This is a genomic window from Pectobacterium sp. CFBP8739, assembly GCF_013449375.1.
Lineage (GTDB): Bacteria > Pseudomonadota > Gammaproteobacteria > Enterobacterales > Enterobacteriaceae > Pectobacterium.
The window spans coordinates 168,497-194,963 of record NZ_JACDRR010000021.1 but is presented as its reverse complement, the minus strand read 5'-3'; the positions used below and the strand labels follow the sequence as shown (position 1 = coordinate 194,963).

The following is a 26,467-nucleotide window of genomic DNA, read 5'->3' as shown; positions in this document are numbered from 1 at the left end:
TGCCAATCAGTAAAGGGGTGCCAATCAGTAAAAGGGGCACGGCGATGCAAGAACACGATCAGGTGCTTATTGAACAGTTTCTCGATGCGCTGTGGCTGGAAAGAAATCTGGCCGAGAACACGCTGGCTTCTTATCGGCTGGATCTGCGCACGTTCGCGGAATGGCTTGCACATCATGATAACGACCTATTACAGGCGCAGGCGCTCGATCTTCAGGCGTTTCTCGCTGATAGGGTTGATGGCGGTTACAAGGCGACCAGCTCGGCCCGTTTGTTGAGCGCGATGCGCCGTTTCTTTCAATATCTTTATCGGGAAAAATATCGCAGTGACGATCCCAGCGCGGCGCTATCGTCCCCGAAACTGCCGCAGCGTCTACCCAAAGATTTGAGCGAGGCGCAGGTAGATGCGTTGCTTAATGCACCAAGCATTGAACAACCGCTGGAATTACGCGATAAGGCTATGCTTGAGGTATTGTACGCGACGGGGCTGCGTGTTTCTGAGCTGGTCGGTTTGACGATGAGCGATGTTAGCCTGCGGCAGGGCGTGGTACGCGTGCTGGGAAAAGGTAATAAAGAAAGACTAGTGCCGCTCGGTGAAGAAGCGGTGTACTGGATCGAGTATTATCTGGAACATGGTCGCCCGTGGCTGCTGAATGGGCAAACGCTGGATGTGCTGTTTCCCAGCAACCGCGCCCGGCAAATGACGCGCCAGACGTTCTGGCACCGCATCAAGTATTATGCGGTACTGGCGTCGATTGATAGCGAAAAGCTCTCGCCGCACGTCTTGCGACACGCGTTTGCTACCCATTTATTGAACCACGGCGCGGATTTACGGGTCGTACAGATGCTCTTGGGGCACAGCGATCTTTCCACGACGCAGATTTACACCCATGTGGCGACGGAGCGGCTGAAGCAGCTTCACCAGCAGCACCATCCGCGCGCCTAGGGGATAGCGTAACCAATCGAGTCATTATACAGAGTAACAGGATGTTATCTGGCTGGCGGAATTTCCCGCTTACTATCACTGCGCATCGTTGTTACAGGCGATTTGCTGCGGACAATGTTGCGAAAACACAGGATTGATGAAATGAAAAAAGGGTTATTACTGCTTTCTTTACTGGTCGCGACAGCAACCCATTTTGCCCACGCCGATGATGCCGCGATCAAACAGACGTTGACGCGTCTGGATATGCAGGGGGCGGAAATCCTGCCTTCGCCGATGGCGGGCATGAAAACGGTGATTACCGACAGCGGCGTGCTGTACATCAGCGAAGACGGCAAACATTTGCTGCAAGGCCCGCTTTATGACGTGAGCGGCACCATGCCGGTCAACACCACTAATAAGATCCTGATCGGCAAGATGGATGCGCTACAGGAACAGATGATTGTGTATAAAGCCGCACAGGAAAAACACGTTATCACCGTTTTCACCGATATCACCTGCGGCTATTGCCACAAATTGCATGAGCAGATGAAAGATTACAACGCACTGGGCATTACTGTGCGTTATCTGGCCTTCCCGCGTCAGGGTATGAAATCGGCAGCTGCGAAAGATATGCAGTCCATCTGGTGTGTGGCCGATCGTAATAAAGCGTTTGATAGCGCGATGAAGGGTGATGCGATCTCGCCAGCAACCTGCAAAACCGATATCGCCGCGCATTATCAACTGGGCATACAGTTTGGCGTGCAGGGGACTCCTGCCATCGTGCTGCAAGATGGTTTGGTTGTGCCGGGATACCAAGGGCCGAAAGAAATGCTGGCGATGCTGGAAGCACATAAAGCCTCCAAGAAAACTGGCGGTTAATGCTACGTGAATATGATTACCCAACTCCGTCGGCGTCCGCTGGTGGAGGACATTGATTTACCTGACACCGTTCCGCCCTTGCTGCGTCGCCTTTATGCGCAGCGCGGCGTGAAAGGTGCGCAAGAGCTGGAACGTAGCCTGAGCGGTTTACTCAATTACCGTTTGCTCAGCGGCATTGATAAAGCGATTGACCTGCTGCAACAGGCGCTATCTGAAAAGCGCTGCATCGTCATCGTTGGTGACTTTGATGCCGATGGTGCCACCAGTACGGCGCTCACCGTATTAGCGCTGCGCAGTATGGGCGGCGTGAACGTGAAATATCTGGTGCCGAACCGTTTTGAAAACGGCTACGGGCTAAGCCCAGAAGTGGTGGCGCAGGCCGCCGCGCTGGGTGCAGAAGTGATTGTGACCGTGGATAACGGGATCTCTTCTCACGCGGGTGTCGAGGATGCGCATCGCCGTGGTATCACCGTGCTGGTGACCGATCACCACCTGCCGGGCGAAACCTTGCCTGACGCCGATGCCATGATTAACCCCAATCTGCCCGACTGTCAGTTTCCTTCCAAGGCGCTGGCGGGTGTGGGCGTCGCGTTTTACCTGATGATGGCGCTATTTGTGCGCCTGCGTGATAGCGACTGGTTTACGCAACCTTTGTTTACGCAACAGGGGCTGGCGAAGCCGAACCTCACCGAATTACTGGATTTAGTGGCGCTGGGCACGGTCGCTGACGTCGTGCCGCTGGATGCGAATAACCGAATTCTGGTTGCGCAGGGACTGAACCGCATTCGTGCGGGCGAATGCCGTCCGGGGATTCGGGCGCTGCTGGAAGTGGCGAATCGCGATGCCAGCCAACTGGTCGCCAGCGATTTAGGCTTTGCGCTTGGGCCACGGCTGAACGCCGCGGGTCGGTTGGATGATATGACGGTCGGCGTCGAGCTGTTATTGAGTGACGATATTACTCAGGCGCGCATGCTGGCCAATGATTTAGATGCGCTGAATCAGGACAGGCGGGAGATCGAACAGGGGATGCAGACAGAAGCGTTACGCCTGTGTGAATCGCTGGAGCGCACCCGCAATGAACTGCCTTACGGATTGGCGATGTACCACCCGGAGTGGCATCAGGGCGTCGTTGGCATTCTGGCTTCGCGTATTAAAGAGCGTTTTCATCGTCCGGTGATTGCCTTTGCCCCCGCGGGCGACGGCATGTTGAAAGGGTCGGGGCGTTCTATTTCCGGCCTGCATCTGCGTGATGCGCTGGAGCGGCTGGATACGCTGTACCCCGGTATGATGGATAAATTCGGCGGACACGCGATGGCGGCAGGACTATCGCTGCACGAAGATCGGTTTGAGGATTTTCGCCAGCGCTTCGGCGAGCTGGTTGGCGAATGGCTTGATCCGTCTCAGCTTGAAGGCGTCGTTTGGTCTGATGGCGAGCTGATGTTGCCGGAGCTGGATCTGCTCTCAACAGCAGAAATGCTGCGCTACGCGGGGCCGTGGGGTCAGTCCTTCCCTGAGCCGACATTCGATGGCTGCTTCCGTATTCTGCAACCTCGCCTACTCAAAGAGCGCCATTTGAAAGCGATGTTTGAACCGATCGGCGCAACAGGCGCTGTGCCGCTGTTAGATGGCATTGCGTTTAATGTTGATACCACCATTTGGCCGGATCCGAGCATTAAAGAAGTGGAAATGGTGTATCGATTGGATATTAACGAGTTTCGCGGTAAACGTTCGGTGCAATTGCTCATTCAACATCTGTGGCCGCGCGCGTGAACCGAATACGGCGGGCAGAAAGTCTATAAACTGAGCCTTTTATCCGCTAGAATGGCGGGTTACACCATTCCGTTGTCAACGACTTAACGTAAGAATATAAAAAATCATGTTTGAAATTAATCCGGTAAAAAACCGCATTCAGGATCTGTCTGAACGTAGTGCCGTTCTTAGGGGGTATCTTTGACTATGATGCCAAGAAAGAACGCCTCGAAGAAGTAAATGCCGAACTGGAACAGCCTGATGTCTGGAATGAGCCTGAACGCGCTCAGGCATTGGGAAAAGAACGCTCCTCGCTTGAAGCCATCGTAGACACCATCGATCAACTGACTCAGGGTCTGGAAGATGTGGCTGGTCTGCTTGAGCTCGCAGTGGAAGAAGAAGACGAAGATACGTTTAATGAAACGTCGGTAGAACTGGACGCGCTGGAAAATAAATTAGGCCAGCTCGAATTCCGTCGCATGTTCTCCGGCCAGTACGACAGTGCGGATTGCTACCTGGATATTCAGGCGGGTTCTGGCGGTACGGAAGCGCAGGACTGGGCCAGCATGCTGGTGCGCATGTACCTGCGTTGGGCGGAAGCCAAAGGGTTTAAAACCGAAATTATTGAAGAGTCAGACGGTGACGTGGCCGGTACGAAATCCGCCACCATCAAGATCATCGGTGACTATGCGTTTGGCTGGCTGCGTACCGAAACTGGCGTACACCGTCTGGTGCGGAAAAGCCCGTTCGATTCCGGCGGCCGCCGCCATACCTCATTCAGCTCCGCGTTCGTCTACCCGGAAGTTGAGGACGATATCGATATCGAAATCAACCCAGCCGACTTGCGTATTGACGTTTACCGTGCCTCCGGTGCGGGTGGTCAGCACGTTAACCGGACAGAATCTGCGGTGCGTATTACCCACATGCCTACCGGTATTGTCACGCAGTGTCAGAATGACCGTTCCCAGCATAAAAACAAAGATCAGGCGATGAAACAGCTGAAAGCCAAGCTGTACGAGTTTGAGATGCAAAAGAAAAATGCTGAGAAACAGGCGATGGAAGACAACAAATCTGATATCGGCTGGGGCAGCCAGATTCGTTCCTATGTTCTGGATGATTCGCGCATCAAAGACTTACGTACCGGAGTGGAAACACGTAACACTCAGGCCGTACTGGATGGCGATCTGGACAAATTTATTGAAGCAAGTTTAAAAGCGGGGTTATAAAAATTCACATGGCTGAATCACAATCACAGGGTGCCGATCAGGCGCAAGATCTGAATAACGAATTAAAAACGCGTCGTGAAAAGCTGGTGGCGCTGCGTGAAACCGGGATCGCATTCCCGAATGATTTCCGCCGTGACAGCACGTCCGATCGTCTGCACGCTGAGTTCGATGCCAAAGAGAACGAAGAGCTGGAAGAACTGGGCGTTGAAGTGACCGTCGCGGGTCGTATGATGACCCGTCGCATCATGGGTAAAGCCTCTTTTGTGACCTTGCAGGACGTCGGTGGCCGCATTCAGCTGTATGTTTCCCGCGACGATCTGGCGGAAGGCATCTATAACGAGCAGTTCAAAAAGTGGGATCTAGGCGATATTCTGGGCGCGCGCGGTAAGCTGTTCAAAACCAAAACCGGCGAGCTGTCCATTCACTGTACCGAACTGCGTCTGCTGACCAAAGCGCTGCGCCCGCTGCCGGATAAATTCCACGGTCTGGCCGATCAGGAAACCCGTTACCGTCAGCGCTATTTGGATCTGATCGCTAACGATGAATCTCGCAATACCTTCCGTATTCGTTCCAAAGTGATGGCGGCGATCCGTAGCTTCATGGTCGATCACGGCTTCATGGAAGTCGAAACGCCAATGATGCAGGTGATCCCTGGCGGTGCGTCTGCCCGTCCGTTCATCACGCACCACAACGCGCTGGACATCGACATGTACCTGCGCATCGCGCCGGAACTGTACCTGAAGCGTCTGGTTGTGGGTGGTTTCGAGCGCGTGTTCGAGATCAACCGTAACTTCCGTAACGAAGGTGTTTCCCCACGTCATAACCCTGAATTCACCATGATGGAACTTTATATGGCGTATGCCGATTATAAAGACCTGATTGTGTTGACGGAGAACCTGTTCCGTACGCTGACGCAGGACGTGCTGGGCTCAACGACGGTGCAATACGGTGACCAGACATTCGACTTCGGCAAGCCGTTCGAGAAGCTGACGATGCGCGAAGCGATCTGCAAATACCGTCCTGAAACCAACGTTGCCGATCTGGACTGCCTGGAGAAAGCGACTGCTATCGCCCAGTCTCTGGGGATCAAGATCGAGAAAAGCTGGGGTCTGGGCCGCATCGTGACCGAGATATTCGAAGAAACGGCAGAAAGCAGCCTGATTCAACCGACCTTCATCACCGAATATCCGGCTGAAGTGTCGCCGCTGGCGCGTCGTAACGATCAGAACCCAGAAATCACTGATCGCTTTGAGTTCTTCATCGGCGGCCGTGAAATCGGTAACGGCTTCTCCGAGCTGAACGATGCTGAAGATCAGGCAGAACGTTTTGCTCAGCAGGTGAATGCTAAAGACGCAGGCGATGACGAAGCGATGTTCTACGACGAAGACTACGTGACTGCACTGGAGCACGGCCTGCCGCCAACCGCAGGTCTGGGTATTGGTATCGACCGCATGGTGATGTTGTTCACGAACAGCCACACCATCCGCGACGTGATCCTGTTCCCGGCGATGCGTCCACAGAAGTAAGCTTGTTGTCGCTTCGCTAGACCTTTTAAACCGGTGCTATTGCACCGGTTTTTTACTTTATAGCGGCTCCAGAACGACATCGGCTGTCAGATCTGTTCTTACATACGAGCGGCTTCATGCCTTTTCATGTAACGATTCCACTGCCTTGTTCGATCAGAATTGGTATCAATATTCGAGACCAATCTTGCCAAAATGCCCGCCAGCCTGCTGTAGGCGGAAGGCCTCGGCGAGGTCGGCAAGCGGGAAGGATTTATCGATGACGGGCCGGATGGGGAGTACGTTGAGTGCACGAACAAGATCCTGCTGGTGCTGGCGGCTACCGACGATCAATCCCTGTAAGCGCTGCTGTCGCACTGTCAAACCTGCGGTGGGCACGGGGCCTGCCGGGCCAGTAAGGACGCCGATGAGCGCAATGTGACCAGCCACGCGTGCAGCTTTGATCGATTGCGCGAGCGTACCAGCACCGCCGACTTCAATCACATGATCGACGCCGCGACCATTGGTGATCTCCAGCACTGGTGTAGCCCACTCGGGTTCACGCCGGTAGTTGATTAGGTGATCGGCTCCAAGTTGGCGTGCGCGTTCCAGTTTCTCGTCCGAAGACGACGTTGCAATGACCGTTGCTCCCAGAGCTTTTGCAACCTGTAGCGCGAAGACAGAGACACCGCCAGTTCCTTGTACCAATACCGTGTCGCCAGCCTTGATGCCACCATTAACGACCAAAGCCCGCCAGACCGTCAAACCTGATGTTGTTAACGTGGCGGCTTCAGCATGGCTCCAACCCTGCGGTGCGTGAGTAAATGAAGTGGCTTTGGCGACTACCCACTCGCGGGCATAGCCGTCAACACCATCTCCGGGAACTGTCGAGAAGTCCCCGCTCACCGGATCGCCATTCAACCAGGTGGGGAAGAAGGTTGAGACGACACGATCGCCGATGGCGAAATCACTGACGCCGGCCCCGACGGCCTCGACGACGCCAGCGCCATCCGCCATTGGAATGCGGCGATCGGCCGAAGGCATATGGCCGCTTACTACACCGAGGTCATGGTAGTTCAGAGAACTGGCATGGATGCGGACGCGAATCTGACCAACACCTGGTGCGCCGGGATCCGGTAAATCGACAATCTCAAGTCGATCAAGTCCACCTGGGGCACGCAGTTGAATCGCTTTCATAAAATTATCTCCAATATGAGTGTTATTGTGCTGGGAACATCGCGTTACCGTTTGCTGATTTATCCGCCGTCACTTCTTCTTGCATGACATCCCAGTGCTCCACAATCTTGCCGTTATCCAGACGGAAGATGTCCACGGCAATCATCGTTTTCCCGAACCAATTGCTATAGCGGCCATGCACCATCACCAAATCGCCGTTTTCCATAGCAACACCGGATTCGTAGGTGGGACTTGGATTTGGGCTGCTGATAAAGTCGCGTAATATGCCCAGACCGTTAGGCATACTGGGGTTGTGCTGGATCATGTCGCCAGCCCAATACGTCTCTGCTTTGATCAGACTGCGTTGATTGAAAACGATATTCAGGTATTCGACGATAATGTCTTTGTTGCTCATGGTCGCTCCTTTGATAAAAACGGCCTATCGATAGTGTGGAATGTTGACTGACTGCCCTGTGACGATGTCGCCATCGATTACAGCGTTTTCACAAGGTAGAACATCTCCAATCAACCTTGTTTAACTTCAAAAATTGAATGGTAGCGGCTACACTTTATTTTTGATAGTACGCACAAAAAGGTTAGTGACATGGCGATCGAATGCACATCAGGAGAGAAAAATGCTGCCAGAAGCGCAGGGTAGGACTCTGACCGATAAGGTCAGGCAAGGAGAGTTGTTTACGGTGGATTGTCCCTCAAGAGAGGTGCTCAAGCATGTCAGCAGCCTTTGGGGGGTGTTGTGCTTAATCAGCCTACGCGAGGGAACGCTGCGCTTTGGAGAACTGCGCCGTAAAGCAACTGGCGTAAGTGAGAAGATGCTGGCTCAAACGCTGAAGCGTCTGGAGGAAGATGGATTTGTTCTGCGTTTCTCGCATCCGGTAGTACCACCTTATGTGGAGTATAGTTTGACTCCGCTGGGGCGTGAGGTTTCCGACCAGATTGCGACACTCGCCGACTGGATCGAACTCAATGTCTGGAGAGTAATGGATTCACGACGGGAGAAGGGAGTCGCGTAGATGCCTCTCAAACAGAGTGGCTAAGTCGGTGGGGGCATCTATCTAACCAATTGACTCCTGATTTTCCCTCGTCATTCTGCCATTGTCGCCCGATGGGGGAAGATGTTATTTTCAGGCATTCATTCACTGCTGGAACACTATCATGATGACGTACCGCGATGCCTGGTTCGAACTGGCGCTGTTAACCAACGGGCGCAGTTTTCCACGGCATACGCACGACGAGTTCGTCATCAGCGCCAATCTCAGCGGGTTGGAGACGGTCTGGCTGGATGGAGAAACCTTTGTTGTCACTAATGATATGGTGACGACCTACAATCCCGATCAGCTACAAGGTAGCGACAACGCGTTTGACCGCTGGCAATGCGCATCACTGTACGTTCACCCGCAGGCATTCGAGCATTATTTCCACCAAACTTTTCGCTTCTCACGGGGCTGGAATCCATCGCCGCAATTGGCGTCCGAGCTAAAACAGCTGGTCATCTCTGATCTGGACGACAGCACGCGTCAGGAGCGCATTATCCTGCTGCTGGCTGCATTGATGGAAAACCAGCATCCTGTGGCGTCTCAAGGTCAGGTCAAAGAAGCAGAGCGGATCACGCGGATCAAAGACGGGTTGTTGAACGATCTCAGCGATGTCCCCACTCTCGATCAGCTCGCGCAGCAGGAAAATCTGTCAGTCGCCCATCTGGTTCGTTCGTTTAATCTGGCAGTTGGGCTGCCACCGTTGGCGTGGTTGATGCAGCGACGCATGTGTAAAGCACGGGAGCTGCTGCGGCAGGGGGCCGCGATCAGCCAGGTCGCGGGGGATGTCGGGTTTGCCGATCAGGCGCATTTCACGAAAGCCTTCAACCGCTATAACGCCATGACGCCGGGGCAGTTCCGCCGTATCAATTTTTGACAATACAGCGTGTCCTTTGGGCTCTAGACTCGCCTTATTACTTAACGCTCGAAGGGAATACCATGCTGTTAGTTGTGTTCACGGGGATGCTGCTATCTCTGTCATTGTGTCTCGATCTGGGGATGGTCAATACCGCGATTATTAACCGTGGGCTGCGGCATGGGGCGCGCTCGGCGTTTTATATCGGGCTGGGTTCCTGCTTTGGCGATCTGTTTTACGCTACGCTGTCGGTGCTGGGGCTGGCGGTGGTCTTTAACCTGACGCCAGTACGCTGGGCGTTGTGGATTGGCGGCGGGCTGATTCTGATCTGGATGACAATCAGCATGGCACGTGCGGCATGGCGCGATTATCAGGTGAAACGCTTTGCCGATCTCTCTGAGTCAGCGAGCGTCGCCAGTTCTTCCACTCCGCCAGCACGTTATACCGAATTCTTCAGCGGCGTCGGTATGGCTCTGGCGTCACCGACGGCATTACTGTGGTTTGCAGCGATAGGCGGCACCATTATCGCACAGTCTACCGATGGCTCAGCCTTCATGATTAGCCTGTTTCTGCTGGGCTTTTTTGTGGGCGGCGTGCTGTGGACGCTTTTACTTGCGGCGTTGGTGAAGTACGGTCAGCGGTTGCTGAAAGAACGTCTCTCATTCTATTGCAGCCTGATTTCCGCGCTGCTATTTGCCTACTTTGCCTGGCACGTTATTTCCAATGGGTATGAGACGCTGTTTCTGCCGCTCTCCACAGCCGCATAACCGGCTAAAACACCAGCACTTTGCCGGGTTTTTTACTTGCTCGGCAACGGCATAGCGCTATAATGCCACTCGCTCTCTGTGCGAGTGTAGTTCAATGGTAGAACGGCAGCTTCCCAAGCTGCATACGAGGGTTCGATTCCCTTCACTCGCTCCAGTTATTCCCCTCTCTGTATCTACTTAAGTACATTAAATTCATTAAGGTCAATGTATTGCTTTGGTTTTCGGTCGGTTAGGAAAAAACTCGTCTGTCGAAATGTATACATCAGAGTGTATAGAATGTGCGTATAAAGTAATCCCCGACAAAAGCAGATCATTCATAAGCAGAATTTTCTCGTAATCTGAATACAAGAGCTTATTATTAATAATATCTCTATTATCATAGGGTTGTGTGTTATTCCTTATTGGGTTTTACGCCATATCACTGAGGCCATGCTTATGAAACCACATCCGATACGCGAAATTATTGAGGCCTGTGACAAAGCAATTTCTGAGCGAAATTTTGATGCGCTGATGAATTATTACGCAGAGGATGCCGCACTTGTTATCAAGCCAGGCATGGTTGCGAGAGGCAAAGAGGAGATAAGAAAAGCGTTTGTCGCCATTGCCGATTATTTTAAAAATCAACTTATTGTTGAACAAGGCAATATGCAGGTCATTGAAGGTGGTGGAGACGCTTTAGTTATCATGGAAACAGTCCTTCATTACCCAGATGACAAAGGGAATATTGTTACAACGACTCGGCGAGCGACCTATGTGTTCAGGAAAAATGTCGATGGAAACTGGCTTTGCACCATTGATAATTCCTATGGAACAACCCTGCTGGACTGATTCAGTTTAGGTAAGGCAGGCGCGTTTTTAGTCTTCCTCGACCGCTTTTCCCATGAGTGAATTTGAGGTCAGCGAGTGACCTCAATTTCTGTCATTTACCGGCTTCCACTACGGTTGTTGTCCAGCTAGGTAAATCCCAGGTGCCGCCAAGTTGGATCATGCGGCATGAACCTGTGGTCGATACACTGCTTTGCTGGAATGTTTTGCCATCCCATGTCCAAGTATCATCGCTCATGCAGTCCGCAAGTCCACGGCCCTTATGCACAGAGGTAATTTTACCCTTTCCATAATCCGTTCCATCTGTCGTTACGAGCTGCGGTTGCGTCTGCATGGCATTATCGATAACCCAGTAGGCATAGCCTTCGTTATACGCTGCGCGCCAGCAAAGGGTGCTGAGCAGAGACAGGTTGTCAGTCAGGGAGATAAGTTCAATGGGTTCTGCTTCTTGACCCTCTTGCGGTTGCAATTTATCGCAATCATCATTGAGCGTTTTAAGCAGTTCTTTGCGGATGAATGACTGTTCTGCGTCTGTCAGATTCCGTGATGGTGCCTGCTTCGTGACTGCTGCGTGGATGACGGGGGCGGGGACGGCAGGTAACGCGCTGCTTTTATTTCCTTTCTTGGTGATGGCATCCGTTGTGCCGATACGACCTTGTTTCTCATCCATTTTTAACAGCACCGCATAAGCACCCGCACCAGACAGTTCAGAAACGACGCCATTGTGATGAAACGCCACTTTGCCGCTTCCCTTTAGCGCCTGCAATACGACAGGTATTTGTTTCTCGTTTAGCTGCCAGAGATTGTCTCGGGTTGGGGTGAGCTGGCCTTTATCCGCACCGTTAACCATCAAGGTAAGTGTGGTGCCTTTAGGGATTGCGCGGTATACCTCAGCCAGTGTGACTTCAGCCGTTATTGGCGTGTTTTGCCCAGCATGACGCGTAAGAAGCAGTGAAACCCCAGGAATATCTTTTTCTTCCCCTGAGTATTGTTCTTCTGACGAGTAACCGGCGGCTCGACACGTCAACGTGTTATCACAGACCACTTCCCAGTCTTTGTGAGAGAAAGAGCTATCGGCAAAAGTTGTGGAAACGGCTAATGAAGGAATACTCGCAATGAGTGCAGCCAGTAAGGCGGAGCGAGAAGAGAGAGAGAAGGTCATGATGATCTGATCCTTGATGAAGGCGTGGTTGATTATCCTGCTTTCGTGGGTATGAATACTATCTGAATACTCGAGCAATGCGTGAGGAGAATCCGACAATCAGAGCTATCTCTTGTCGGATCCTAGAGAGAGGATCCTACATCGCGTTAATGGGGGAAGCGTTTTAACCGCGATGTGCCCAATGTGTCATTTTCTTTTCGATAAACGCAAAGATTTCATACATCACCACGCCCATAGCACCGATGACCAGCAACCCAGCGAAGACGAGCGCCATGTTCATATTAGAGCTGGCCGACATCATCAAGTAACCAATGCCTAAGTTGGACGCGACCGTTTCCGAAATCACCGAACCGACAAATGCCAGTGTGATAGCGACTTTTAACGATGCAAAGAAATAGGGCTGAGAACGCGGTAAACCGACTTTTTTCAGGATGTCGAGACGAGAAGCGCCGAGGGAACGTAGAACATCTTCCATCTCTGGTTCTACGGTGGCCAACCCCGTTGCCACATTGACCACGATAGGGAAAAAAGAGATGAGGAAAGCGGTCGCGATGGCCGGTATGGTGCCAATACCAAACCAGACGACTAATACCGGAACGAACGCGACTTTGGGGATCGAGTTAAACCCAACCAGCAGTGGATAAACGGCTTTGTAGACCAACGATGATGCCCCGACAGCGACGCCTAACAACACACCGACAACGACCGCCAATGCAAACCCTACCAGCGTGGTATACAGCGTTTGCAGCGAGTGGGCAGCGATAGGCCGCCAGTCGGTGATGAGCGAACGATAGACCTCGCTTAATGAAGGGAAGAGGTAGCTTGGCACGTCTAAGCCAACCACCACCATTTGCCAGATCCCTCCCAATAGCAGCAGAAGTGCCCAAGGGGCAAGCCGTATCAAGGTTGCACGTGACATAGTGGGACGTCCTCTTTTAAGCATGGTGTTGTGAAGAGATATGTTCACGCAGTTCAAAGACATAGCGGGAAAACGTATCGGTGTAGGTGATCTGGAGATCGCGCGGGCGAGGCAGGTCGATCTCGCGGCGTGCAAGAATCTGTCCGGGACGCGTGCTCATGACGTAGACGGTATCCGCCAGGAACACGGCTTCACGTAGGTCATGCGTTACCAGCACCACGGTAAACGGCTCTTCCTGCCAGAGATCGCGCACCATGCACCACAGCTCTTCACGCGTAAAAGCATCAAGGGCGCCAAAGGGTTCATCGAGCATCAGCAGGCGCGGTTTATGGATTAATGCGCGGCAAATCGACGCACGCTGTTGCATTCCGCCTGATAATTCCCACGGATATTTATGCTCGCAGCCAGACAATCCTACCCGTTTCAACAAATCACGCGCCTGTTGCTCATATTCACGGCGTTTCGCTCGGAACGTGGAGCGGTATGGCTCCACGATCTCCATGGGCAACATCACATTCTCCAGCGTGGTACGCCAGGGAAGTAAATTCGAGGCCTGAAATGCCATACCGACGCACTTCTGCGGCCCGGCGACCTCACGGTTATTGACGAAAACGTAGCCTTCCGTTGGGGCGATCAATCCGGAAGTCAGCTTCATGAACGTTGATTTGCCACAGCCTGACGGACCGACCAGCGCGACAAACTCATTTTCTTCAATGTTGAAGTCGATCTCTTTGATCGCCAGTTGGCTGCTGTTGTAGCCCAGGCTGACTTTTTCAAATTTAACGAAGCTCATTCACCACCACCTGAAATGTTTAGGGGACATCACGTTCCGCACGCGGCGGGAGGAATGCTGAAGTAAATATGGCTGACATCTCCGGCGTATTCTTCAGGCCAAAAGCGTCGACAACCTCGGTAATGGCGCGCTGCATCCGTGCGGGATCGACATCGCCAAGCCCGATCTTTTTGTTCTCCGGTGTGACGACTAACTGGTCAAACGCCATTTGCAAGCGCCGTGTTTCCAACGGGGCGTTAATCAGTGGATCCTGCGCTTTAACGTATTGCACCGCAGCCACAGGATCGGCCAATGTTTCCTTCACGGCTTTATTGAAGGCTCTCAGGAAGGCTTTGATTGCTTCAGGATGGCTTTCCTGCATGTTTTTGCTGACGATAATGCTATTACCGTAGAGATCGACGCCGTACTGGGAATAGGGGAAAATCACCAGATCCTCTGCTTTGGCACCACGCGCTTCCAGATTCAGCAAATTGGTAAAATAAAAGCCCGAAATGGCATCCACATTTTTGCGCACCAGCAGGTTAGGCGTGATAGTAGGGTCGGAGGATTGCCAGGTCACGGCGTCTTTATCCAACCCCACTTTTTTCGCAAAGGCGGGCCAGGCTTTACGTCCGGCATCGAAAACGGGGGCGGCAATGGTTTTACCGGCCAGCGCTTTTGGCTCTGTCACGCCACTGCTTTTTAACAGAAAAATCGCGGCTGGTGTGGTGTTATACAGCATGTATACACCTTTTATGCCGGTTCCGGGATGCTGTGATTCTTGCTCTATCAGCGCATTGACATCCGCAAAGGCCATATCGTAAGCGCCTGTTGCCACACGCGTTACCGCGCCAGCAGAGCCGTTACCCGAATCGATCTGCACATCCAACCCTTCTTGCGCAAAATAATTTTTTGCTTTCGCCATCAGAAAAGGAGCGGAAGGGCCTTCAAAACGCCAATCGAGAGAAAATTTAACCTTTACCGGCTCGGCCGCTTGTGCCTGAGAAAACAGGAGAGCGCACGACAGCAGTGCGGTAGCACGTAATTGGTGGATCTTTGATAACGTCGGCAGCATTGTCGATTCCTCAATCGTAGAAATAAGGGGATTTATTTTTGAATGCAGGGTGGAGCGCCGCGCACGATATCGCATAGCCCTGCGATAATGCGTTCGCCCGTTTCCGTGCGCAGTTCGTCATACCAGGCTTGGGTTAACGCACCGTCCTTGCCGTGAGTGATATCGCAACGTTTACGCGCTTTAAGCACCAGTTCCTTGACGCGTGGGCTACGTAGTGACTGATAGCGCAGCAGTGCTGCTGCAATATCGGCCTGATTCGCTGCGCAGTGTTGCAAGGATTCGCCCAGCACGACGGCATCTTCCAGCGCGGCACAACCGCCCTGACCGATATCTGGTGTGGTGCTATGCCCTGCATCGCCCAATAGCGCGACTCGACCTCGGACTAACTGCGCAAAAGGTTCGATATCGTGGATTTCGATTCTGTTTGTCGTTTCTGGATTGATCGCCGCGATGAGCCGTTGTACCTGTGGTGCCCAGCCAGAGAAATAGCGCAGTAGGTCGGTGCGCAGCGTGGTGCGATCTTCCGCTAATCCCAGCGGAAGCGGCACATCGAAAAAGAAGTAAAATCGCCCGTCGGAAACGGGCATCAATGACACGCGCTTCCCCTCTCCGACAAACGTCGTCCACTGGTTCGCGGGGGCAATCTGTTCATCAATCTCCACCAGGCCATTCCAGTTCACATATCCCGCGTAGCGACGTTCCGGTGTGTATCCCAGCACATACGGTCGAAGAACGGAGTGCGTACCGTCTGCGGCGATTAACATATCGCTGTGCGTGCTGGTGCCGTCAGTAAACCAGGCGGTAACGCCATGTTCATCTTGCGCTACGCGTTCAACGCGTTTGCCGAACTGCACGGTATCCCGTCCCCAAAAATTCAACATCTCTGCTTGTAGTTCGGCGCGGGCAATAGGATAAGGGCGCTCGCCAACTTGTTCGACGAGCGGGCTAAGGCTAAAACGAGTCATCATTTGCCCGTCACGGTAATCTTGATAGGCCATGTAGTGCATTGGTCCGCCACAGCGTTTCATAATGTCGCCCATACCTAAATGATTCATGCAGGCAACGCCGTTCGGCCAGACGGAAATCGCGGCACCGACCGGTTTAATGTCACGAACGGCTTCAAATACCTCGCACGTGATGCCCGCCTGCTTTAAGGCTACTGCTGCGCTTAAGCCACCAATACCTGCACCAATGATTGTCGCTTTCATCATTATTCCTCTGGCTAATCTGTCCCGTGACTGTTGCCAGTCTGCAACGTTTGTATCAATGTTTGTTTTTCCTGCAACTTTAGTACCAGTTTGTGTTAACGGGTTATGTGCGGTAATCAGGCGAGATAAACGTAGGTGGTGAGCGTTAATTGCACAATAATAGTGCGATATGGTTGTCGCATTGTGCAACAAAGGGGCGCGAAACGTTGTTGTGATGAATTTCCTCAGTGTGACTGAGCACTAGTGTGAAAAGGTAAGCGACTTCAGCGGTGAGGCGCTTCTTGCCGTGGGGGATCCGTGATTGCGTCGGTTTTTTCTCACGTCATGAAAGTGGCGTGTTTTGTGCAAGTCATTAAAACGTGCAAGTCATTGAATCATGATGTTACGGGAAGCGTGACAGGATAAGACGCGGATGATGCATTGAGGTTGATGGAGGAGACATGGCTTCACTTGAGCAGTTTAATCAATTGAATGAGAAAGAGGCGCAAGCGCTGCTGTTGCCCTGCGTAGCGCTGCCCCGTTGGGTCAAGCTGGTTGCTCAGGGGCGCCCCTATCTGCACGTTTCTGATGTGCTGGAAGCCGGAATGCAGGCAAGCCAAGACTGGCAAGCTGAAGATCTGAGGCTGGCGCTCAGTACCCATCCCCGCATTGGCGAAAAAGCGGCAGGCAGCACGCAGGAAGCGGAACTATCGCGACAAGAGCAGGCGGCGGTCAATCATGACGATGCGGCACTTGCGCAAGCATTACGCGAGGGCAATGTGCGCTACGAAGCACAGTTTGGTCATGTGTTTCTCGTTCGTGCCAAAGGACGCAGTGCTGAGGACATACTGCATCTCTTGCAGCAACGGTTACAAAATACGCCCGAACAAGAAACGCGAGAAGCGCTGATTCAATTACGGGAAATCACAATGTTAAGACTGGAAGGAGTGTTTAACGAATGAGCACGCTAAGTACCCATATTCTGGATATTGCTTTAGGCCAGCCTGCCGTTGGCATAAAGGTTCGCTTAGAGCGGCAGGACGATGCTCACTGGCGCATGATCGCTGAAGATGTCACCAACGAAGATGGTCGTATTGCAGCGTTCGTCAACGCCCCGCTGCCTGCGGGACACTATCGCCTGACGGCCGCGATTGGCGATTGGTTTGCTGCGGCAAACCGCGAGTCGTTGTTTGTTGAGGCGCAGATTGATTTTCGTCTCAGCACTTCTGGCGGGCACTATCATCTGCCCTTCCTGATTTCGCCGTGGTCTTGGTCAACCTACCGCGGCAGTTGATACTTGATGGTAAACCGCAATAATTTCTCCGGCGATCGCCACAGCGATTTCTGCCGGTAGCTTCCCCTTAACATCCGGCAGACCAACCGGACAACGCATCGTCGCAAGCTGTGCTTCACTGATGCCTTTTCCGGTTAACTGGTAGGTGAAGCGCTGGCGTTTCGTGTGGGATCCGATCAGGCCAAAGTAGCGATAATCGCCGCGTTTCAGAATGGCTTCTGCCAGTGTGAGATCGCGTGGATGGTGGTGCGTCATGACCACGAAATAGCTGCCGACGGGGCTGTCTTTCACCGCATCTAACGGATCTTCCAGATGGCGGGTGATCACCCCCGGCGGCACTTCACGGAACATCTCTTCTCGTTCATCCACCCACGCTATCCGGCAGGGCAGGGTGGCAAGTAACGACACCAGCGCCTGACCGACGTGGCCTGCACCAAAGACCACAATATGTGGCTGGGGTAAAACCAAGGGCTCCAGCAACACCGTGGTCATGCCACCGCAGCACTGGCCCGCCCTAGCACCAAGGTTAAAGTGCTCAATGCGCGGCTGAGTCGCATGTTGTCTTAACATATCGCGAGCAATGGCGATGCATTGATACTCCAGATTGCCGCCGCCGATGGTCAGCCAGCTTTCCTGTGAGGTGACGATCATTTTGGTGCCGCCATCACGCGGGACGGAGCCTTTCTCGCCCAGCAGTGTCAGCAGGACACACGCTTCATGACGGGCGTGCAAGGTACTCAGAATGTTAATCCAGGTATCGTTCATGCCATCTCCCGCTGCGACTGTATCCCCCAAAATACGCGCTCAGGCGTAGCTGGCGCATCAAGATGCGGGTGGTGGCGATAGTTTGCTAGGCTAGCCACCGCATCCTGTAACGCACACCAGACGGAAATGCCTAACATAAAAGGCGGTTCGCCGACGGCTTTTGAACGGTAAACCGTCTGTTTGGAATTGGCGTGGTTTTCCAGCAGATGTACACGGAAATCCGGCGGGATGTCGCTGATGGCAGGGATCTTGTAGCTCATCGGACTGTCGGTAAGCAGACGTCCCTTCTGATCCCACACCAGTTCTTCACAGGTTAACCACCCCGCGCCCTGAATAAACCCGCCCTCGATCTGGCCGATATCCAACGCTGGATTCAGCGACTGCCCAACATCGTGCAAGATATCCGTGCGCAACAGCCGATACTCGCCAGTCAAGGTATCAACCAGAACTTCTGAGCAGGCTGCGCCGTAGGCAAAATAGTAAAACGGTTGTCCTCGCCCTGCGGCGCGGTCGTAGTGAATACCGGGAACCTTGTAAAAGCCAGTGGCAGAGAGCGAAACCTGATTCAGCCATGCCAGATTGGTGACATCGGCAAAGTGATAGTATTTTCCTGGTACCTGTACAATGCCGTTACGAAAGACGACGTCCTGTTCATCACAGTGATGTAATTGACACAGCATCTCTGTCAGCCGTGTTTTCAGTGTTTGCGCGGCGATTTCCGCCGCTTTGCCGTTTAGGTCAGCGCCCGATGACGCGGCGGTGGGAGACGTATTGGGCACTTTGCCGGTACTGGTGGCGGTGACCTGAATTGTCTCCAGCGGAATTTGCAATACCTCCGCCACGACCTGCGCGACTTTGGTGTTGAGGCCTTGTCCCATCTCGGTACCGCCGTGATTGAGCTGCACTGTGCCATCGGTATAGATCAGGATTAATGCCCCAGCCTGATTTAAAAAGCTCGACGTAAAAGAGATGCCGAACTTCACTGGCGTGAGCGCCAGACCACGCTTGAGTACCGGACTGGCGGCGTTAAATTGGTGGATTGCTTCACGGCGCGCGTGATAGTCCGCGCGGTGCTCCAGTTGTTGGGTGATTTCTGGCAGCGCATTGTCTTCTATCGTTTGCCAGTAGTGCGTGACGTTGCGTTCTGCCTTGCCATAATAGTTACGTTTACGGATCGTCAGTGGGTCGCACCCCAGTTCACGGGCGATGCGATCCATAATTTGTTCGATGGCGACCATGCCCTGTGGTCCGCCGAATCCGCGATAAGCGGTATTGGAGGCCAAATGCGTGCGGCAGCGATAGCCCGTGATACGCGCATCGCCGAGGTAGTAGGCATTGTCTGCATGAAACATGGCGCGATCGCAGATAGAACCGGAAAGATCGAGGGCGTAGCCGCAGTTTGCCGCCAGATCGATCGCGACACCGTGCAGCATGCCATCATCGGTAAAACCAACATCATAACGCACGAAGAAAGGGTGCCGTTTGCCGGTGGTTCGCATATCATCACGACGGCTCAGACGTAGCTTGGCGGGGCGCCTCGTCAGATAGGCGGCCAACGCTGCATGGCAGGCGATGCTAGCTGCCTGCGTTTCCTTACCGCCAAATCCTCCCCCCATTCGGCGCATATCGACAGTGACTTTGTTCATGGATAGGCCGAGTACCGATGAGACCAGTTTCTGTACCTCGGTGGGATGTTGCGTTGAGGAAAAAACCTGAAGGGTGTGATCTTCTCCCGGCAGAACCATGGCGACCTGACCTTCCAGATAAAAGTGTTCCTGTCCGCCGATATGAAATTGCCCTTGAATACGATGAGGCGCATCAGACAGCGCCGTATCCACATTGCCACGTTGGTGCACGTGCGGGGCTTCTACCCAGAATTCGCGTCGCAACGCCTCTTCCACATCTAATATGGCTTCTAGCGGTTGGTACGTGACATTAACCGCGTTGGCGCCGCTCTGCGCGGCTTCCCAGCTTTCGGCGACCACCATCAACACGATCTGACCGTGATATTCCACCGTTTCTTTAGCGAACAATGGCTCCCCAGGCGCCAGCGCGCCAATATCCAATTCACCAGGAACATCTTGCCAACTGAGAATGCGAATGACCCCTGGCACCGCGAGGCAAGCCTGCGTATCAATACCGAGAATATGAGCGTGGGCATGCTCGCTCAGCACTGGGCAGAGGTGTAATAAACCGGGTAATGTCGCCTTGTCATCGACATAGTCGGCTTGGCCGCTCACTTGTTTGTCTGCGCTGTCATGTTTTTGGCTACGGCCTGCACCGCCCATGAGTTCACGATGAAACTGTTCCACCAACCGCTGTTCTGACAGGTGTTCGGTATTAATCAACATAGCTATCTACCTCCAGCGCGGCTTGTGGATAGTGCTGCTGCAAGGCGTAGCGCCGCAGCAGGTTTTGTGCGATAGCGAGGCGATAGTCTCCGCTGCCACGGAAGTCATTCAGTGGTGAAAAATCCTGTGCCAGTGCGGCGCAGGCGGACGCTAATGCATCAGACAAAGGATGTTGCAACAGCGCTTGCTCACAGGCTTTTGCTCGTGAAGGGATGGCCGCCATGCCACCGAAACCGATGCGCGCTTGCGTGACTCGGCCTTCTTCCGTCTGAATATTGAAGGCGGCAAATACGGTCGAAATATCGTCATCGCGCCGTTTGGATACCTTCCAAGCGGCAAATGTTGGGGAAATACTGGCGCGTGGAATGATGATATCGCGGATAAATTCGCCGCGTTGCAACGCGGTCTGACGGTAGGCCAGAAAAAATTGATCGAGGGGAAGCTCACGCGAGTGGTCGCCGCGCTGTAACACTAAGCGAGCATTAAGCGCCAGCAGCATCGGCGCGCCGTCGCCAATGGGGGAGGCATTAGCAAGATTACCTGCCAGCGTTCCCTGATTGCGAATCTGGCGCGATGCGAACCGTTCCAGTGCTTGACTGAACGCGGGAATCAGCGTTTCCAGCGCGAGCTGGCAGCGTTGAAGCGTCACGCCGGCACCGAGTGTGATGGTTTCATCGGTGATAGTGATGTGTTGCAGTTCCTCAACCCGATGCAAGGCGATGATGCGCTCAAGTGGGCGATGGTGTTGTGTCACGTTAAGCGCTAAATCGGTGCCACCCGCCAGCAAATGCGCGGAAGGATGGCGCAGATAAGTCCGCGCCAGTTCTGCCACTGTCGTGGGCAATGCATTCACGTCATCAGTGGTGTTCTCTTGCCGGATCGCACGTATTTCATTGAGTCGTTTTGCGGTTGCTTGTGCCTGCTCACGAAAGTGATCGTGGATATCCACTCCACAAACCTGTTGTGCCGCGCTGATGATGGGGCGGTAGCCCGTACAGCGGCACAAGTTGCCGGCTAACTGCTGTTCAACATCGTGTCTGGAACCCGAGCATCCCGATTTTTGTAACGCAAAAGTCGACATCACAAAACCCGGTGTACAAAAGCCACACTGAGAGGCATGGCTGTCGGCCATGGCCTGCTGTACGGGATGGAGTACGCCGTTTTCAGACAAATCTTCCACGGTTAGCAACTGTTTGCCGTGAAGTTGGCTCATGAGCATGATGCAACTGTTGGCAGTCTGGTAGGCCATACCCTCAGCGGTCGGTTCGCCAATAACGATGGTACAGGCGCCGCAGTCCCCTGAGGCACAGCCTTCTTTGGTGCCTGTGCGTCTTTCCTGTGTGCGCAGCCAGCGGAGCAGCGTGGTATCGGGTGCGGTGTCCGTTAACGTCTTGAGCGTTTGGTTCAGTAAGAAGCGAATCATGCGGCTTTCTCCACGTCATCCTGACGCCAGACACAGTGGCCGTTAACCCAGGTGTGCCAGATATTGCGGTCGTCTCCCAGAGTCATCAGTAAAAACAGCTTTTCGTAGATATCATGGCAGCTTGCCAGACGCATTTTTTGCAGTGGGCTGACGGCCAGATCTAACACCACGAAGTCAGCCTCTTTGCCTGGCATGAAGTTGCCGATGTAGCGATCGAGATCCAAGGCGTGAGCGCCCCCCAGCGTTGCATGATAGAACGCTTGGCAAGCATGGAGTTTGTTCCTTTGCAACTGCGCGACTTTGTAGGCTTCTCCGAGTGTCTGCAACATATTAAAGGTGGTACCTGCGCCAATATCCGTACCGATCCCGACGCGTATACCGTGATCGAGACAAGTCTGTAACGGGAAGAGACCGCTGCCGAGAAATAAGTTCGACGTGGGACAGAAAGCGATTGATGAATCGGTGTCGCGCAGGCATTCCCACTCGCACGGTTCCAGATGAATGGCATGAGCAAATACGCTCCGCCTGCCTGTCATGTGGTAATGGTGATACACCCCGAGATAGCTGCTGTGCTCGGGCCAAAGGGCTTTAACCCACGCGACTTCATCGGGATTTTCACTTAAATGGGTGTGTAGCCAGACGTCTGGGAATTCCTGACGTAATCGTTCCACTGTGCGCATCAGCGCGGGTGAGGAGGTCGGCGCGAAGCGCGGCGTGAGGGCGTAATTGATGCGCCCTTTATTGTGCCAGCGCAGAATCAGGTCGCGCGTTTGTTGGTAGCTCTGCTCTGGCGTTTCAAGCAGATAAGGTGGCGCATTTCTGTCCATCATCACTTTGCCGGCGATCAGGCGCATTTCAAGATGGCTCGCGGCGCGAAACAGGGCGTCTACGGATTCTGGGTGTACAGTACCGAACACCAATGCCGTTGTCGTACCGTTAGCCAGAAGCTGATTGAGAAAGAACGCCGACATCGCAGCGGCATAGTCGCTATCGGCATATTTGCTTTCCGTGGGAAACGTATAGGTTTGCAACCATTCTAACAACTGTTCTCCCCACGCACCGACCATCTCGGTTTGCGGGTAATGCAGGTGAGTGTCGACAAAGCCTGGCACAATCAGTTTGTCACGGTAATCGATATAGTCCGTTGGATGACGTAGCCACTGACACCCTGTTTCCCATTCCACTAGCGCGACGATATGGTTACCGTCGAGAAACAATAGCCCATCGTTGAAGCTGCGACTCTGTTTTAGCATGTCATCTGGCCGCGCCGCTAAATCGGTAATATCGAAAAACTGGCTACGTAATGCGCAGGTATAATTTATCGTCATAGCAAAACCTCTTTTTATACGAAGGCGTTCCTTCGTGTGCCTTGTTCGCCCTCAAATCAATGTTGAGGACGCAAGGCTGTTACCGCAGATAACGATAATTTTGCAAAGCGTATGCCAATGTGTAATTTTATGGAGTTTAACTTATATGTTTGAAATTAAATTATTTTTATCTTGTTGCGCAACAAAAATTCAAAATAATGAAAAAATGACGTTATCTTTCTGTATGCAAACGGTTGCTAATATTGGTAACCGTTTGCGCACTAAAGATGACGGAATAATATTCTGTTTGATGGCGGTTTTTTCTTTTTTGACTGTATGATGTGTGGATAATTTGCCCCACAATAGTGCACTTTCCCTGCTAGCTAGTCACTCATGCTGATTTGATTGTGATGAGGATGATTTTTGATGCAGCCACTCTTTAATTATGTCTGAATCAGGTATGATGAGTACCGCCGTCAGCCGTCCATCGGCTGCTCAACATCCCCTCTGTGTTATCAGCATGTTTATCCTGCTTTTTAACCTCATGCGTGATAACGGTCAGAAGCAGTTTTCCACACAGATAAAACGATTCCTATAAATAAGTGTCATGATAGATGTAGCGCGATAAGAACGACTCTTTATGCGGTACGCTGTTAATCACTTAAAGACGAGTATCATGAAAATTAAGCAAACATTTACTAGGGCATTACTCCACCCGCGCTATTGGACGACGTGGTTCGGCCTTGGTGTGCTGTTTTTATTAGTTCAACTTCCTTACCCGCTGCTGATGAAACTCGGGAGCAGTGCGGGGCGACTGTCCCGTCTCTTTCTAAAACGTCGAGTGGCGATTGCTCGGCGTAATCTTGAACTCTGTTTCCCCACCATTTCTGATGACGAACGTGAAGCGATGATAAACCGCAACTTTGCATCGCTCGGCATGGCTTTGGTTGAAACCGGCATTGCCTGGTTCTGGCCCGATCGTCGCGTGCGCCAGTGGTTTGATGTTTCAGGGTTGGAGCATTTACAGCACGCGACAGCAAAAGGTCAGGGCGTAATGGTGATTGGTATTCACTTTATGTCGCTGGAGCTGGGAGGCAGGGCGATGGGGCTGTGTCAACCGATGATGGCGATGTACCGTCCGCACAATAATAAAGCGATGGAATGGGTACAAACTTGGGGACGCTCTCGTTCGAACAAGGCGATGATCGACCGTAAAGATCTGCGCGGTATGGTGCAAGCGTTGAAGCGCGGGGAAGCGGTATGGTTCGCGCCCGATCAGGATTACGGCCCTAAAGGCAGCGTGTTTGCCCCGTTCTTTGCAGTGAAAAATGCGGCGACCACCAGCGGCACGTACACGATCGGCCGTCTGGCCAAACCTGCGATGATGACGACAGTGCTGATTCGTAAGCCGGATGCGTCGGGTTACCACTTGGTGATCCAACCGGAGCTACAGGGTTACCCGTATCACGATGAACAGGCTGCGGCGTGCTACATGAACACGGTGATTGAGAAAGAAATCATGCGTGCGCCCGAACAGTATCTCTGGCTGCACCGTCGTTTTAAAACACGCCCGATAGGGGAAGTGTCGCTCTATGTCTGACGTCAGACGCGCCGCATAAATGCTATGCGGCGCGGACTGATTACTCTTTTCCTAAGATCATACGGCGTGCAACAAAAGATTTTTTGGTGGTGCCGACACGTTCGTGACGGGCTAAATAACGGTAGCAGCCTGCGGAAAGGAACGCGCCGATAAACCAACTGAAGTTGGCGGCATCGCGCCATTCTGGAGTAAAGCTGATAATCAGCCCAATGGCTACCGCAGGAATCAGCGCCATCAGTGCATTCGGATTGAAACCGTTTCGATACCAGTAGCGTCCTTTCGGCGTCGCGTCGAAGAGATCATCCACATAGACTTTCCCGCCTTTGATAACGTAGAAATCCATCAGCAGAATACCGAACAGTGGGCCGATGAAAGCACCAAGCACATCAAGCGTATAGTGAATCAGCTCTGGTGAGTTGAAAAGATTCCAGGGCGTGAGCAGAACGGAACCGACAGCGGCGATCATACCGCCGGTACGGAAGCTGATGCGCTGTGGTGAGCAATTTGAGAAATCGAAGGCCGGTGAGACAAAGTTGGCGACAATATTGATCCCGATGGTGGCGACAATCACGGTCAACACCCCCAGAGCCACCGCAACATCGCTACCAATGTGCGTGACGGTTTCGATGGGGTCGGTCATCATACGGCCAAATAATGACTGAGTGCCTGAAACAATAATGACGGTGATAACAGAAAATAGCAGGAAATTAAACGGTAGCCCCCAGCGATTGCCGCGGCGGATTTCCTGCATACTTTTACCGTAGCGAGAGAAATCACCAAAATTTAACAGCGGGCCGGAAAAGTAGGAAACGACGAGCGCCGTTGCGGTGAGCATCTGCCAGGTTTGTTCGCCAGCCGTCAGCGTTTTGCTACTCAGGGTAAACGAAATATTTTCCCAGCCAGTTTGGTAAATAATCCAAGCAGCGAGCATCGTCATTACGACATAGACCGCTGGGCCGGCGAAATCGATGAAGCGTTTGATCGCATTCATGCCATGCCAAAATACCATGGCTTGCAGGAACCACATGATGCCAAAGCATATCCACCCTAACGTTGACAAGCCGAGCCAGTGGCTTTGCGTCAGAGGGGCGAGGTCTGGGTAAAACTTGAGTAGAACCAGCATCAGGGCATGCGCTGCCAGATAGGTTTGAATCCCGTACCACGCAAAGGCGATTAAGCCACGGATTACCGCGGGAATATTGGCACCAAATACGCCGAATGCCTGACGGCAGATCACAGCGTAAGGCACACCGCTCATCTGGCTTGGTTTGGCCACAAGGTTGGCGCAGATCTGCACAATACAGATTCCCACCAGAAGACACAGTAATACCTGCCAGCTCGCTAATCCCAATGTGAAAAAGCTGGCGGCTACCACATAACCCCCCATGCTGTGTACATCTGACATCCAGAAAGAAAAAATGTTGTACCAAGACCAGCTCTGAACGCGGGTCGGAGCCAGATCCTCATTACATAGTTTGGGGCTGTACGCACTACTGCCATTACCGGTATTGATATTTTTTGGCATGGAATCTGCTCCTTTTACCCTAGTCGTGAAATGAATGACGTTGTGTGTAAAAACGACGTTGCATGAATCAGGCCAAAATTCATTTTTTTGTATACAAAAATGATCTCTAGTGTGTACGATTTAGAGGGTTGT

Annotated in this window: 25 protein-coding genes, 1 tRNA gene and 1 pseudogene; 14 read left to right on the top strand and 13 right to left on the bottom strand. The window is 52.8% G+C overall.

Going from position 1 to position 26,467, the window contains the following annotated elements; translation table 11 throughout:
• Positions 1–44 precede the first annotated feature (44 nt).
• The 5 genes from xerD (at position 45) to lysS (ending at position 6,303) form a co-directional block, all read left to right on the top strand.
• Positions 45–944 carry a site-specific tyrosine recombinase XerD gene (xerD, locus tag H0247_RS16200; RefSeq protein ID WP_180743461.1) on the top strand — a complete coding sequence of 300 codons (900 nt, stop codon included), beginning with the start codon at positions 45–47 and terminating at the stop codon, positions 942–944.
• 141 nt (positions 945–1,085) lie between these two features.
• Positions 1,086–1,802: a bifunctional protein-disulfide isomerase/oxidoreductase DsbC gene (dsbC, locus tag H0247_RS16195; protein ID WP_180743460.1), complete on the top strand. Its 717-nt coding sequence runs from the start codon at positions 1,086–1,088 to the stop codon at positions 1,800–1,802.
• A gap of 6 nt (positions 1,803–1,808) precedes the next feature.
• The gene (recJ, locus tag H0247_RS16190) at positions 1,809–3,572 is read left to right on the top strand and encodes a single-stranded-DNA-specific exonuclease RecJ (protein WP_180743459.1); all 1,764 of its coding nucleotides are present in this window, start codon (positions 1,809–1,811) and stop codon (positions 3,570–3,572) included.
• Between the two features lie 106 nt (positions 3,573–3,678).
• Positions 3,679–4,777 (top strand): peptide chain release factor 2 gene (gene prfB, locus H0247_RS16185; RefSeq protein WP_180743458.1). Its coding sequence is split into 2 segments (ribosomal slippage): positions 3,679–3,753 and positions 3,755–4,777, totalling 1,098 coding nucleotides; the frame shifts between segments, so codons are not numbered across the junction.
• Positions 4,778–4,785: 8 nt separating this feature from the next.
• On the top strand, positions 4,786–6,303 hold the full coding sequence (gene lysS / locus H0247_RS16180; RefSeq protein WP_180743457.1) for a lysine--tRNA ligase: 1,518 nt from the start codon (positions 4,786–4,788) through the stop codon (positions 6,301–6,303).
• Between the two features lie 165 nt (positions 6,304–6,468).
• Here the strand turns inward: lysS and H0247_RS16175 are convergent, their stop codons facing one another.
• The 3 genes and pseudogenes from H0247_RS16175 to H0247_RS16170 form a co-directional block, all read right to left on the bottom strand.
• Entirely contained in the window at positions 6,469–7,185 is a 717-nt protein-coding gene (locus H0247_RS16175) for an NAD(P)-dependent alcohol dehydrogenase (RefSeq protein ID WP_370463368.1), read from the bottom strand.
• Between the two features lie 36 nt (positions 7,186–7,221).
• Positions 7,222–7,476: pseudogene (locus tag H0247_RS20050) on the bottom strand (alcohol dehydrogenase catalytic domain-containing protein); the annotation flags it as partial.
• Positions 7,477–7,498: 22 nt separating this feature from the next.
• The gene (locus tag H0247_RS16170) at positions 7,499–7,870 is read right to left on the bottom strand and encodes a nuclear transport factor 2 family protein (RefSeq protein ID WP_180743455.1); all 372 of its coding nucleotides are present in this window, start codon (positions 7,868–7,870) and stop codon (positions 7,499–7,501) included.
• Between the two features lie 220 nt (positions 7,871–8,090).
• Here H0247_RS16170 and H0247_RS16165 point away from each other — a divergent pair, with 220 nt between their 5' ends.
• From H0247_RS16165 to H0247_RS16145, 5 genes are all read left to right on the top strand, one after another.
• Positions 8,091–8,486, top strand: a complete 396-nt coding sequence (locus H0247_RS16165) for a helix-turn-helix domain-containing protein (protein WP_180743454.1) — start codon at positions 8,091–8,093, stop codon at positions 8,484–8,486.
• A gap of 142 nt (positions 8,487–8,628) precedes the next feature.
• The gene (locus H0247_RS16160; protein ID WP_180743453.1) at positions 8,629–9,384 is read left to right on the top strand and encodes an AraC family transcriptional regulator; all 756 of its coding nucleotides are present in this window, start codon (positions 8,629–8,631) and stop codon (positions 9,382–9,384) included.
• Positions 9,385–9,446: 62 nt separating this feature from the next.
• Entirely contained in the window at positions 9,447–10,130 is a 684-nt protein-coding gene (locus tag H0247_RS16155; protein ID WP_180743452.1) for a LysE family translocator, read from the top strand.
• An 80-nt stretch (positions 10,131–10,210) separates the two neighbouring features.
• Positions 10,211–10,284: transfer RNA gene (locus H0247_RS16150), tRNA-Gly, on the top strand.
• A gap of 281 nt (positions 10,285–10,565) precedes the next feature.
• Positions 10,566–10,958: an SgcJ/EcaC family oxidoreductase gene (locus tag H0247_RS16145; protein WP_180743451.1), complete on the top strand. Its 393-nt coding sequence runs from the start codon at positions 10,566–10,568 to the stop codon at positions 10,956–10,958.
• 91 nt (positions 10,959–11,049) lie between these two features.
• Here H0247_RS16145 and H0247_RS16140 read toward each other — a convergent pair whose 3' ends face one another.
• The 5 genes from H0247_RS16140 to hpxO form a co-directional block, all read right to left on the bottom strand.
• Positions 11,050–12,117 (bottom strand): DUF1176 domain-containing protein, encoded by a 1,068-nt coding sequence (locus tag H0247_RS16140; RefSeq protein ID WP_180743450.1) that lies wholly within the window; start codon positions 12,115–12,117, stop codon positions 11,050–11,052.
• 163 nt (positions 12,118–12,280) lie between these two features.
• The gene (locus tag H0247_RS16135) at positions 12,281–13,036 is read right to left on the bottom strand and encodes an ABC transporter permease (protein WP_255433996.1); all 756 of its coding nucleotides are present in this window, start codon (positions 13,034–13,036) and stop codon (positions 12,281–12,283) included.
• 16 nt (positions 13,037–13,052) lie between these two features.
• Positions 13,053–13,829 carry an ABC transporter ATP-binding protein gene (locus H0247_RS16130; RefSeq protein ID WP_180743448.1) on the bottom strand — a complete coding sequence of 259 codons (777 nt, stop codon included), beginning with the start codon at positions 13,827–13,829 and terminating at the stop codon, positions 13,053–13,055.
• 19 nt (positions 13,830–13,848) lie between these two features.
• Entirely contained in the window at positions 13,849–14,883 is a 1,035-nt protein-coding gene (locus H0247_RS16125) for an ABC transporter substrate-binding protein (RefSeq protein ID WP_180743447.1), read from the bottom strand.
• Between the two features lie 32 nt (positions 14,884–14,915).
• Complete coding sequence (gene hpxO / locus H0247_RS16120; protein ID WP_180743484.1) at positions 14,916–16,091, bottom strand: FAD-dependent urate hydroxylase HpxO; 1,176 nt, start codon at positions 16,089–16,091, stop codon at positions 14,916–14,918.
• 440 nt (positions 16,092–16,531) lie between these two features.
• Here hpxO and uraD point away from each other — a divergent pair, with 440 nt between their 5' ends.
• Together uraD and uraH are read left to right on the top strand one after the other, a co-directional pair.
• Positions 16,532–17,032: a 2-oxo-4-hydroxy-4-carboxy-5-ureidoimidazoline decarboxylase gene (uraD, locus tag H0247_RS16115; protein ID WP_180743446.1), complete on the top strand. Its 501-nt coding sequence runs from the start codon at positions 16,532–16,534 to the stop codon at positions 17,030–17,032.
• Complete coding sequence (gene uraH, locus H0247_RS16110) at positions 17,029–17,364, top strand: hydroxyisourate hydrolase (protein WP_180743445.1); 336 nt, start codon at positions 17,029–17,031, stop codon at positions 17,362–17,364. The genes uraD and uraH overlap by 4 nt, the downstream gene beginning before the upstream one ends.
• Here uraH and xdhC read toward each other — a convergent pair.
• Genes xdhC through guaD form a run of 4 tightly spaced genes read right to left on the bottom strand, consistent with a single transcriptional unit; the run spans position 17,344 to position 23,231 of the window.
• Complete coding sequence (gene xdhC / locus H0247_RS16105) at positions 17,344–18,129, bottom strand: xanthine dehydrogenase accessory protein XdhC (RefSeq protein ID WP_180743444.1); 786 nt, start codon at positions 18,127–18,129, stop codon at positions 17,344–17,346. The genes uraH and xdhC overlap by 21 nt on opposite strands.
• Complete coding sequence (xdhB, locus tag H0247_RS16100) at positions 18,126–20,480, bottom strand: xanthine dehydrogenase molybdopterin binding subunit (RefSeq protein ID WP_180743443.1); 2,355 nt, start codon at positions 20,478–20,480, stop codon at positions 18,126–18,128. The genes xdhC and xdhB overlap by 4 nt, the downstream gene beginning before the upstream one ends.
• On the bottom strand, positions 20,470–21,903 hold the full coding sequence (gene xdhA, locus H0247_RS16095; RefSeq protein ID WP_180743442.1) for a xanthine dehydrogenase small subunit: 1,434 nt from the start codon (positions 21,901–21,903) through the stop codon (positions 20,470–20,472). The genes xdhB and xdhA overlap by 11 nt, the downstream gene beginning before the upstream one ends.
• The gene (gene guaD, locus H0247_RS16090; protein WP_180743441.1) at positions 21,900–23,231 is read right to left on the bottom strand and encodes a guanine deaminase; all 1,332 of its coding nucleotides are present in this window, start codon (positions 23,229–23,231) and stop codon (positions 21,900–21,902) included. Before guaD ends, xdhA begins: the two co-directional genes overlap by 4 nt.
• A gap of 145 nt (positions 23,232–23,376) precedes the next feature.
• Between guaD and H0247_RS16085 the strand changes: the two genes are divergently transcribed.
• Both H0247_RS16085 and lpxP read left to right on the top strand, forming a co-directional pair.
• Complete coding sequence (locus H0247_RS16085) at positions 23,377–23,550, top strand: hypothetical protein (RefSeq protein WP_180743440.1); 174 nt, start codon at positions 23,377–23,379, stop codon at positions 23,548–23,550.
• Between the two features lie 336 nt (positions 23,551–23,886).
• The gene (gene lpxP, locus H0247_RS16080) at positions 23,887–24,810 is read left to right on the top strand and encodes a kdo(2)-lipid IV(A) palmitoleoyltransferase (RefSeq protein WP_180743439.1); all 924 of its coding nucleotides are present in this window, start codon (positions 23,887–23,889) and stop codon (positions 24,808–24,810) included.
• Positions 24,811–24,850: 40 nt separating this feature from the next.
• On the opposite strand, the gene H0247_RS16075 is transcribed toward lpxP, so the two are convergent.
• Positions 24,851–26,335, bottom strand: a complete 1,485-nt coding sequence (locus tag H0247_RS16075; protein WP_180743438.1) for an NCS1 family nucleobase:cation symporter-1 — start codon at positions 26,333–26,335, stop codon at positions 24,851–24,853.
• Between the last annotated feature and the right edge of the window lie 132 nt (positions 26,336–26,467).

What these genes read in the sequence shown, in the direction of transcription:
- dsbC (WP_180743460.1), top strand. Translation starts at nt 1,086, where the DNA reads ATGAAAAAAGGGTTATTACTGCTTTCTTTACTGGTCGCGACAGCAACC.
- H0247_RS16155 (WP_180743452.1), top strand. Translation starts at nt 9,447, where the DNA reads ATGCTGTTAGTTGTGTTCACGGGGATGCTGCTATCTCTGTCATTGTGT.
- lpxP (WP_180743439.1), top strand. Translation starts at nt 23,887, where the DNA reads ATGAAAATTAAGCAAACATTTACTAGGGCATTACTCCACCCGCGCTAT.
- lysS (WP_180743457.1), top strand. Translation starts at nt 4,786, where the DNA reads ATGGCTGAATCACAATCACAGGGTGCCGATCAGGCGCAAGATCTGAAT.
- H0247_RS16165 (WP_180743454.1), top strand. Translation starts at nt 8,091, where the DNA reads ATGCTGCCAGAAGCGCAGGGTAGGACTCTGACCGATAAGGTCAGGCAA.
- H0247_RS16125 (WP_180743447.1), bottom strand. Translation starts at nt 14,883, where the DNA reads ATGCTGCCGACGTTATCAAAGATCCACCAATTACGTGCTACCGCACTG.
- guaD (WP_180743441.1), bottom strand. Translation starts at nt 23,231, where the DNA reads ATGACGATAAATTATACCTGCGCATTACGTAGCCAGTTTTTCGATATT.
- H0247_RS16145 (WP_180743451.1), top strand. Translation starts at nt 10,566, where the DNA reads ATGAAACCACATCCGATACGCGAAATTATTGAGGCCTGTGACAAAGCA.
- H0247_RS16135 (WP_255433996.1), bottom strand. Translation starts at nt 13,036, where the DNA reads ATGTCACGTGCAACCTTGATACGGCTTGCCCCTTGGGCACTTCTGCTG.
- H0247_RS16170 (WP_180743455.1), bottom strand. Translation starts at nt 7,870, where the DNA reads ATGAGCAACAAAGACATTATCGTCGAATACCTGAATATCGTTTTCAAT.
- uraH (WP_180743445.1), top strand. Translation starts at nt 17,029, where the DNA reads ATGAGCACGCTAAGTACCCATATTCTGGATATTGCTTTAGGCCAGCCT.
- H0247_RS16130 (WP_180743448.1), bottom strand. Translation starts at nt 13,829, where the DNA reads ATGAGCTTCGTTAAATTTGAAAAAGTCAGCCTGGGCTACAACAGCAGC.
- uraD (WP_180743446.1), top strand. Translation starts at nt 16,532, where the DNA reads ATGGCTTCACTTGAGCAGTTTAATCAATTGAATGAGAAAGAGGCGCAA.
- xdhA (WP_180743442.1), bottom strand. Translation starts at nt 21,903, where the DNA reads ATGATTCGCTTCTTACTGAACCAAACGCTCAAGACGTTAACGGACACC.
- H0247_RS16160 (WP_180743453.1), top strand. Translation starts at nt 8,629, where the DNA reads ATGATGACGTACCGCGATGCCTGGTTCGAACTGGCGCTGTTAACCAAC.
- xdhB (WP_180743443.1), bottom strand. Translation starts at nt 20,480, where the DNA reads ATGTTGATTAATACCGAACACCTGTCAGAACAGCGGTTGGTGGAACAG.
- H0247_RS16075 (WP_180743438.1), bottom strand. Translation starts at nt 26,335, where the DNA reads ATGCCAAAAAATATCAATACCGGTAATGGCAGTAGTGCGTACAGCCCC.
- H0247_RS16140 (WP_180743450.1), bottom strand. Translation starts at nt 12,117, where the DNA reads ATGACCTTCTCTCTCTCTTCTCGCTCCGCCTTACTGGCTGCACTCATT.
- H0247_RS16085 (WP_180743440.1), top strand. Translation starts at nt 23,377, where the DNA reads ATGTTTGAAATTAAATTATTTTTATCTTGTTGCGCAACAAAAATTCAA.
- hpxO (WP_180743484.1), bottom strand. Translation starts at nt 16,091, where the DNA reads ATGAAAGCGACAATCATTGGTGCAGGTATTGGTGGCTTAAGCGCAGCA.
- xerD (WP_180743461.1), top strand. Translation starts at nt 45, where the DNA reads ATGCAAGAACACGATCAGGTGCTTATTGAACAGTTTCTCGATGCGCTG.
- xdhC (WP_180743444.1), bottom strand. Translation starts at nt 18,129, where the DNA reads ATGAACGATACCTGGATTAACATTCTGAGTACCTTGCACGCCCGTCAT.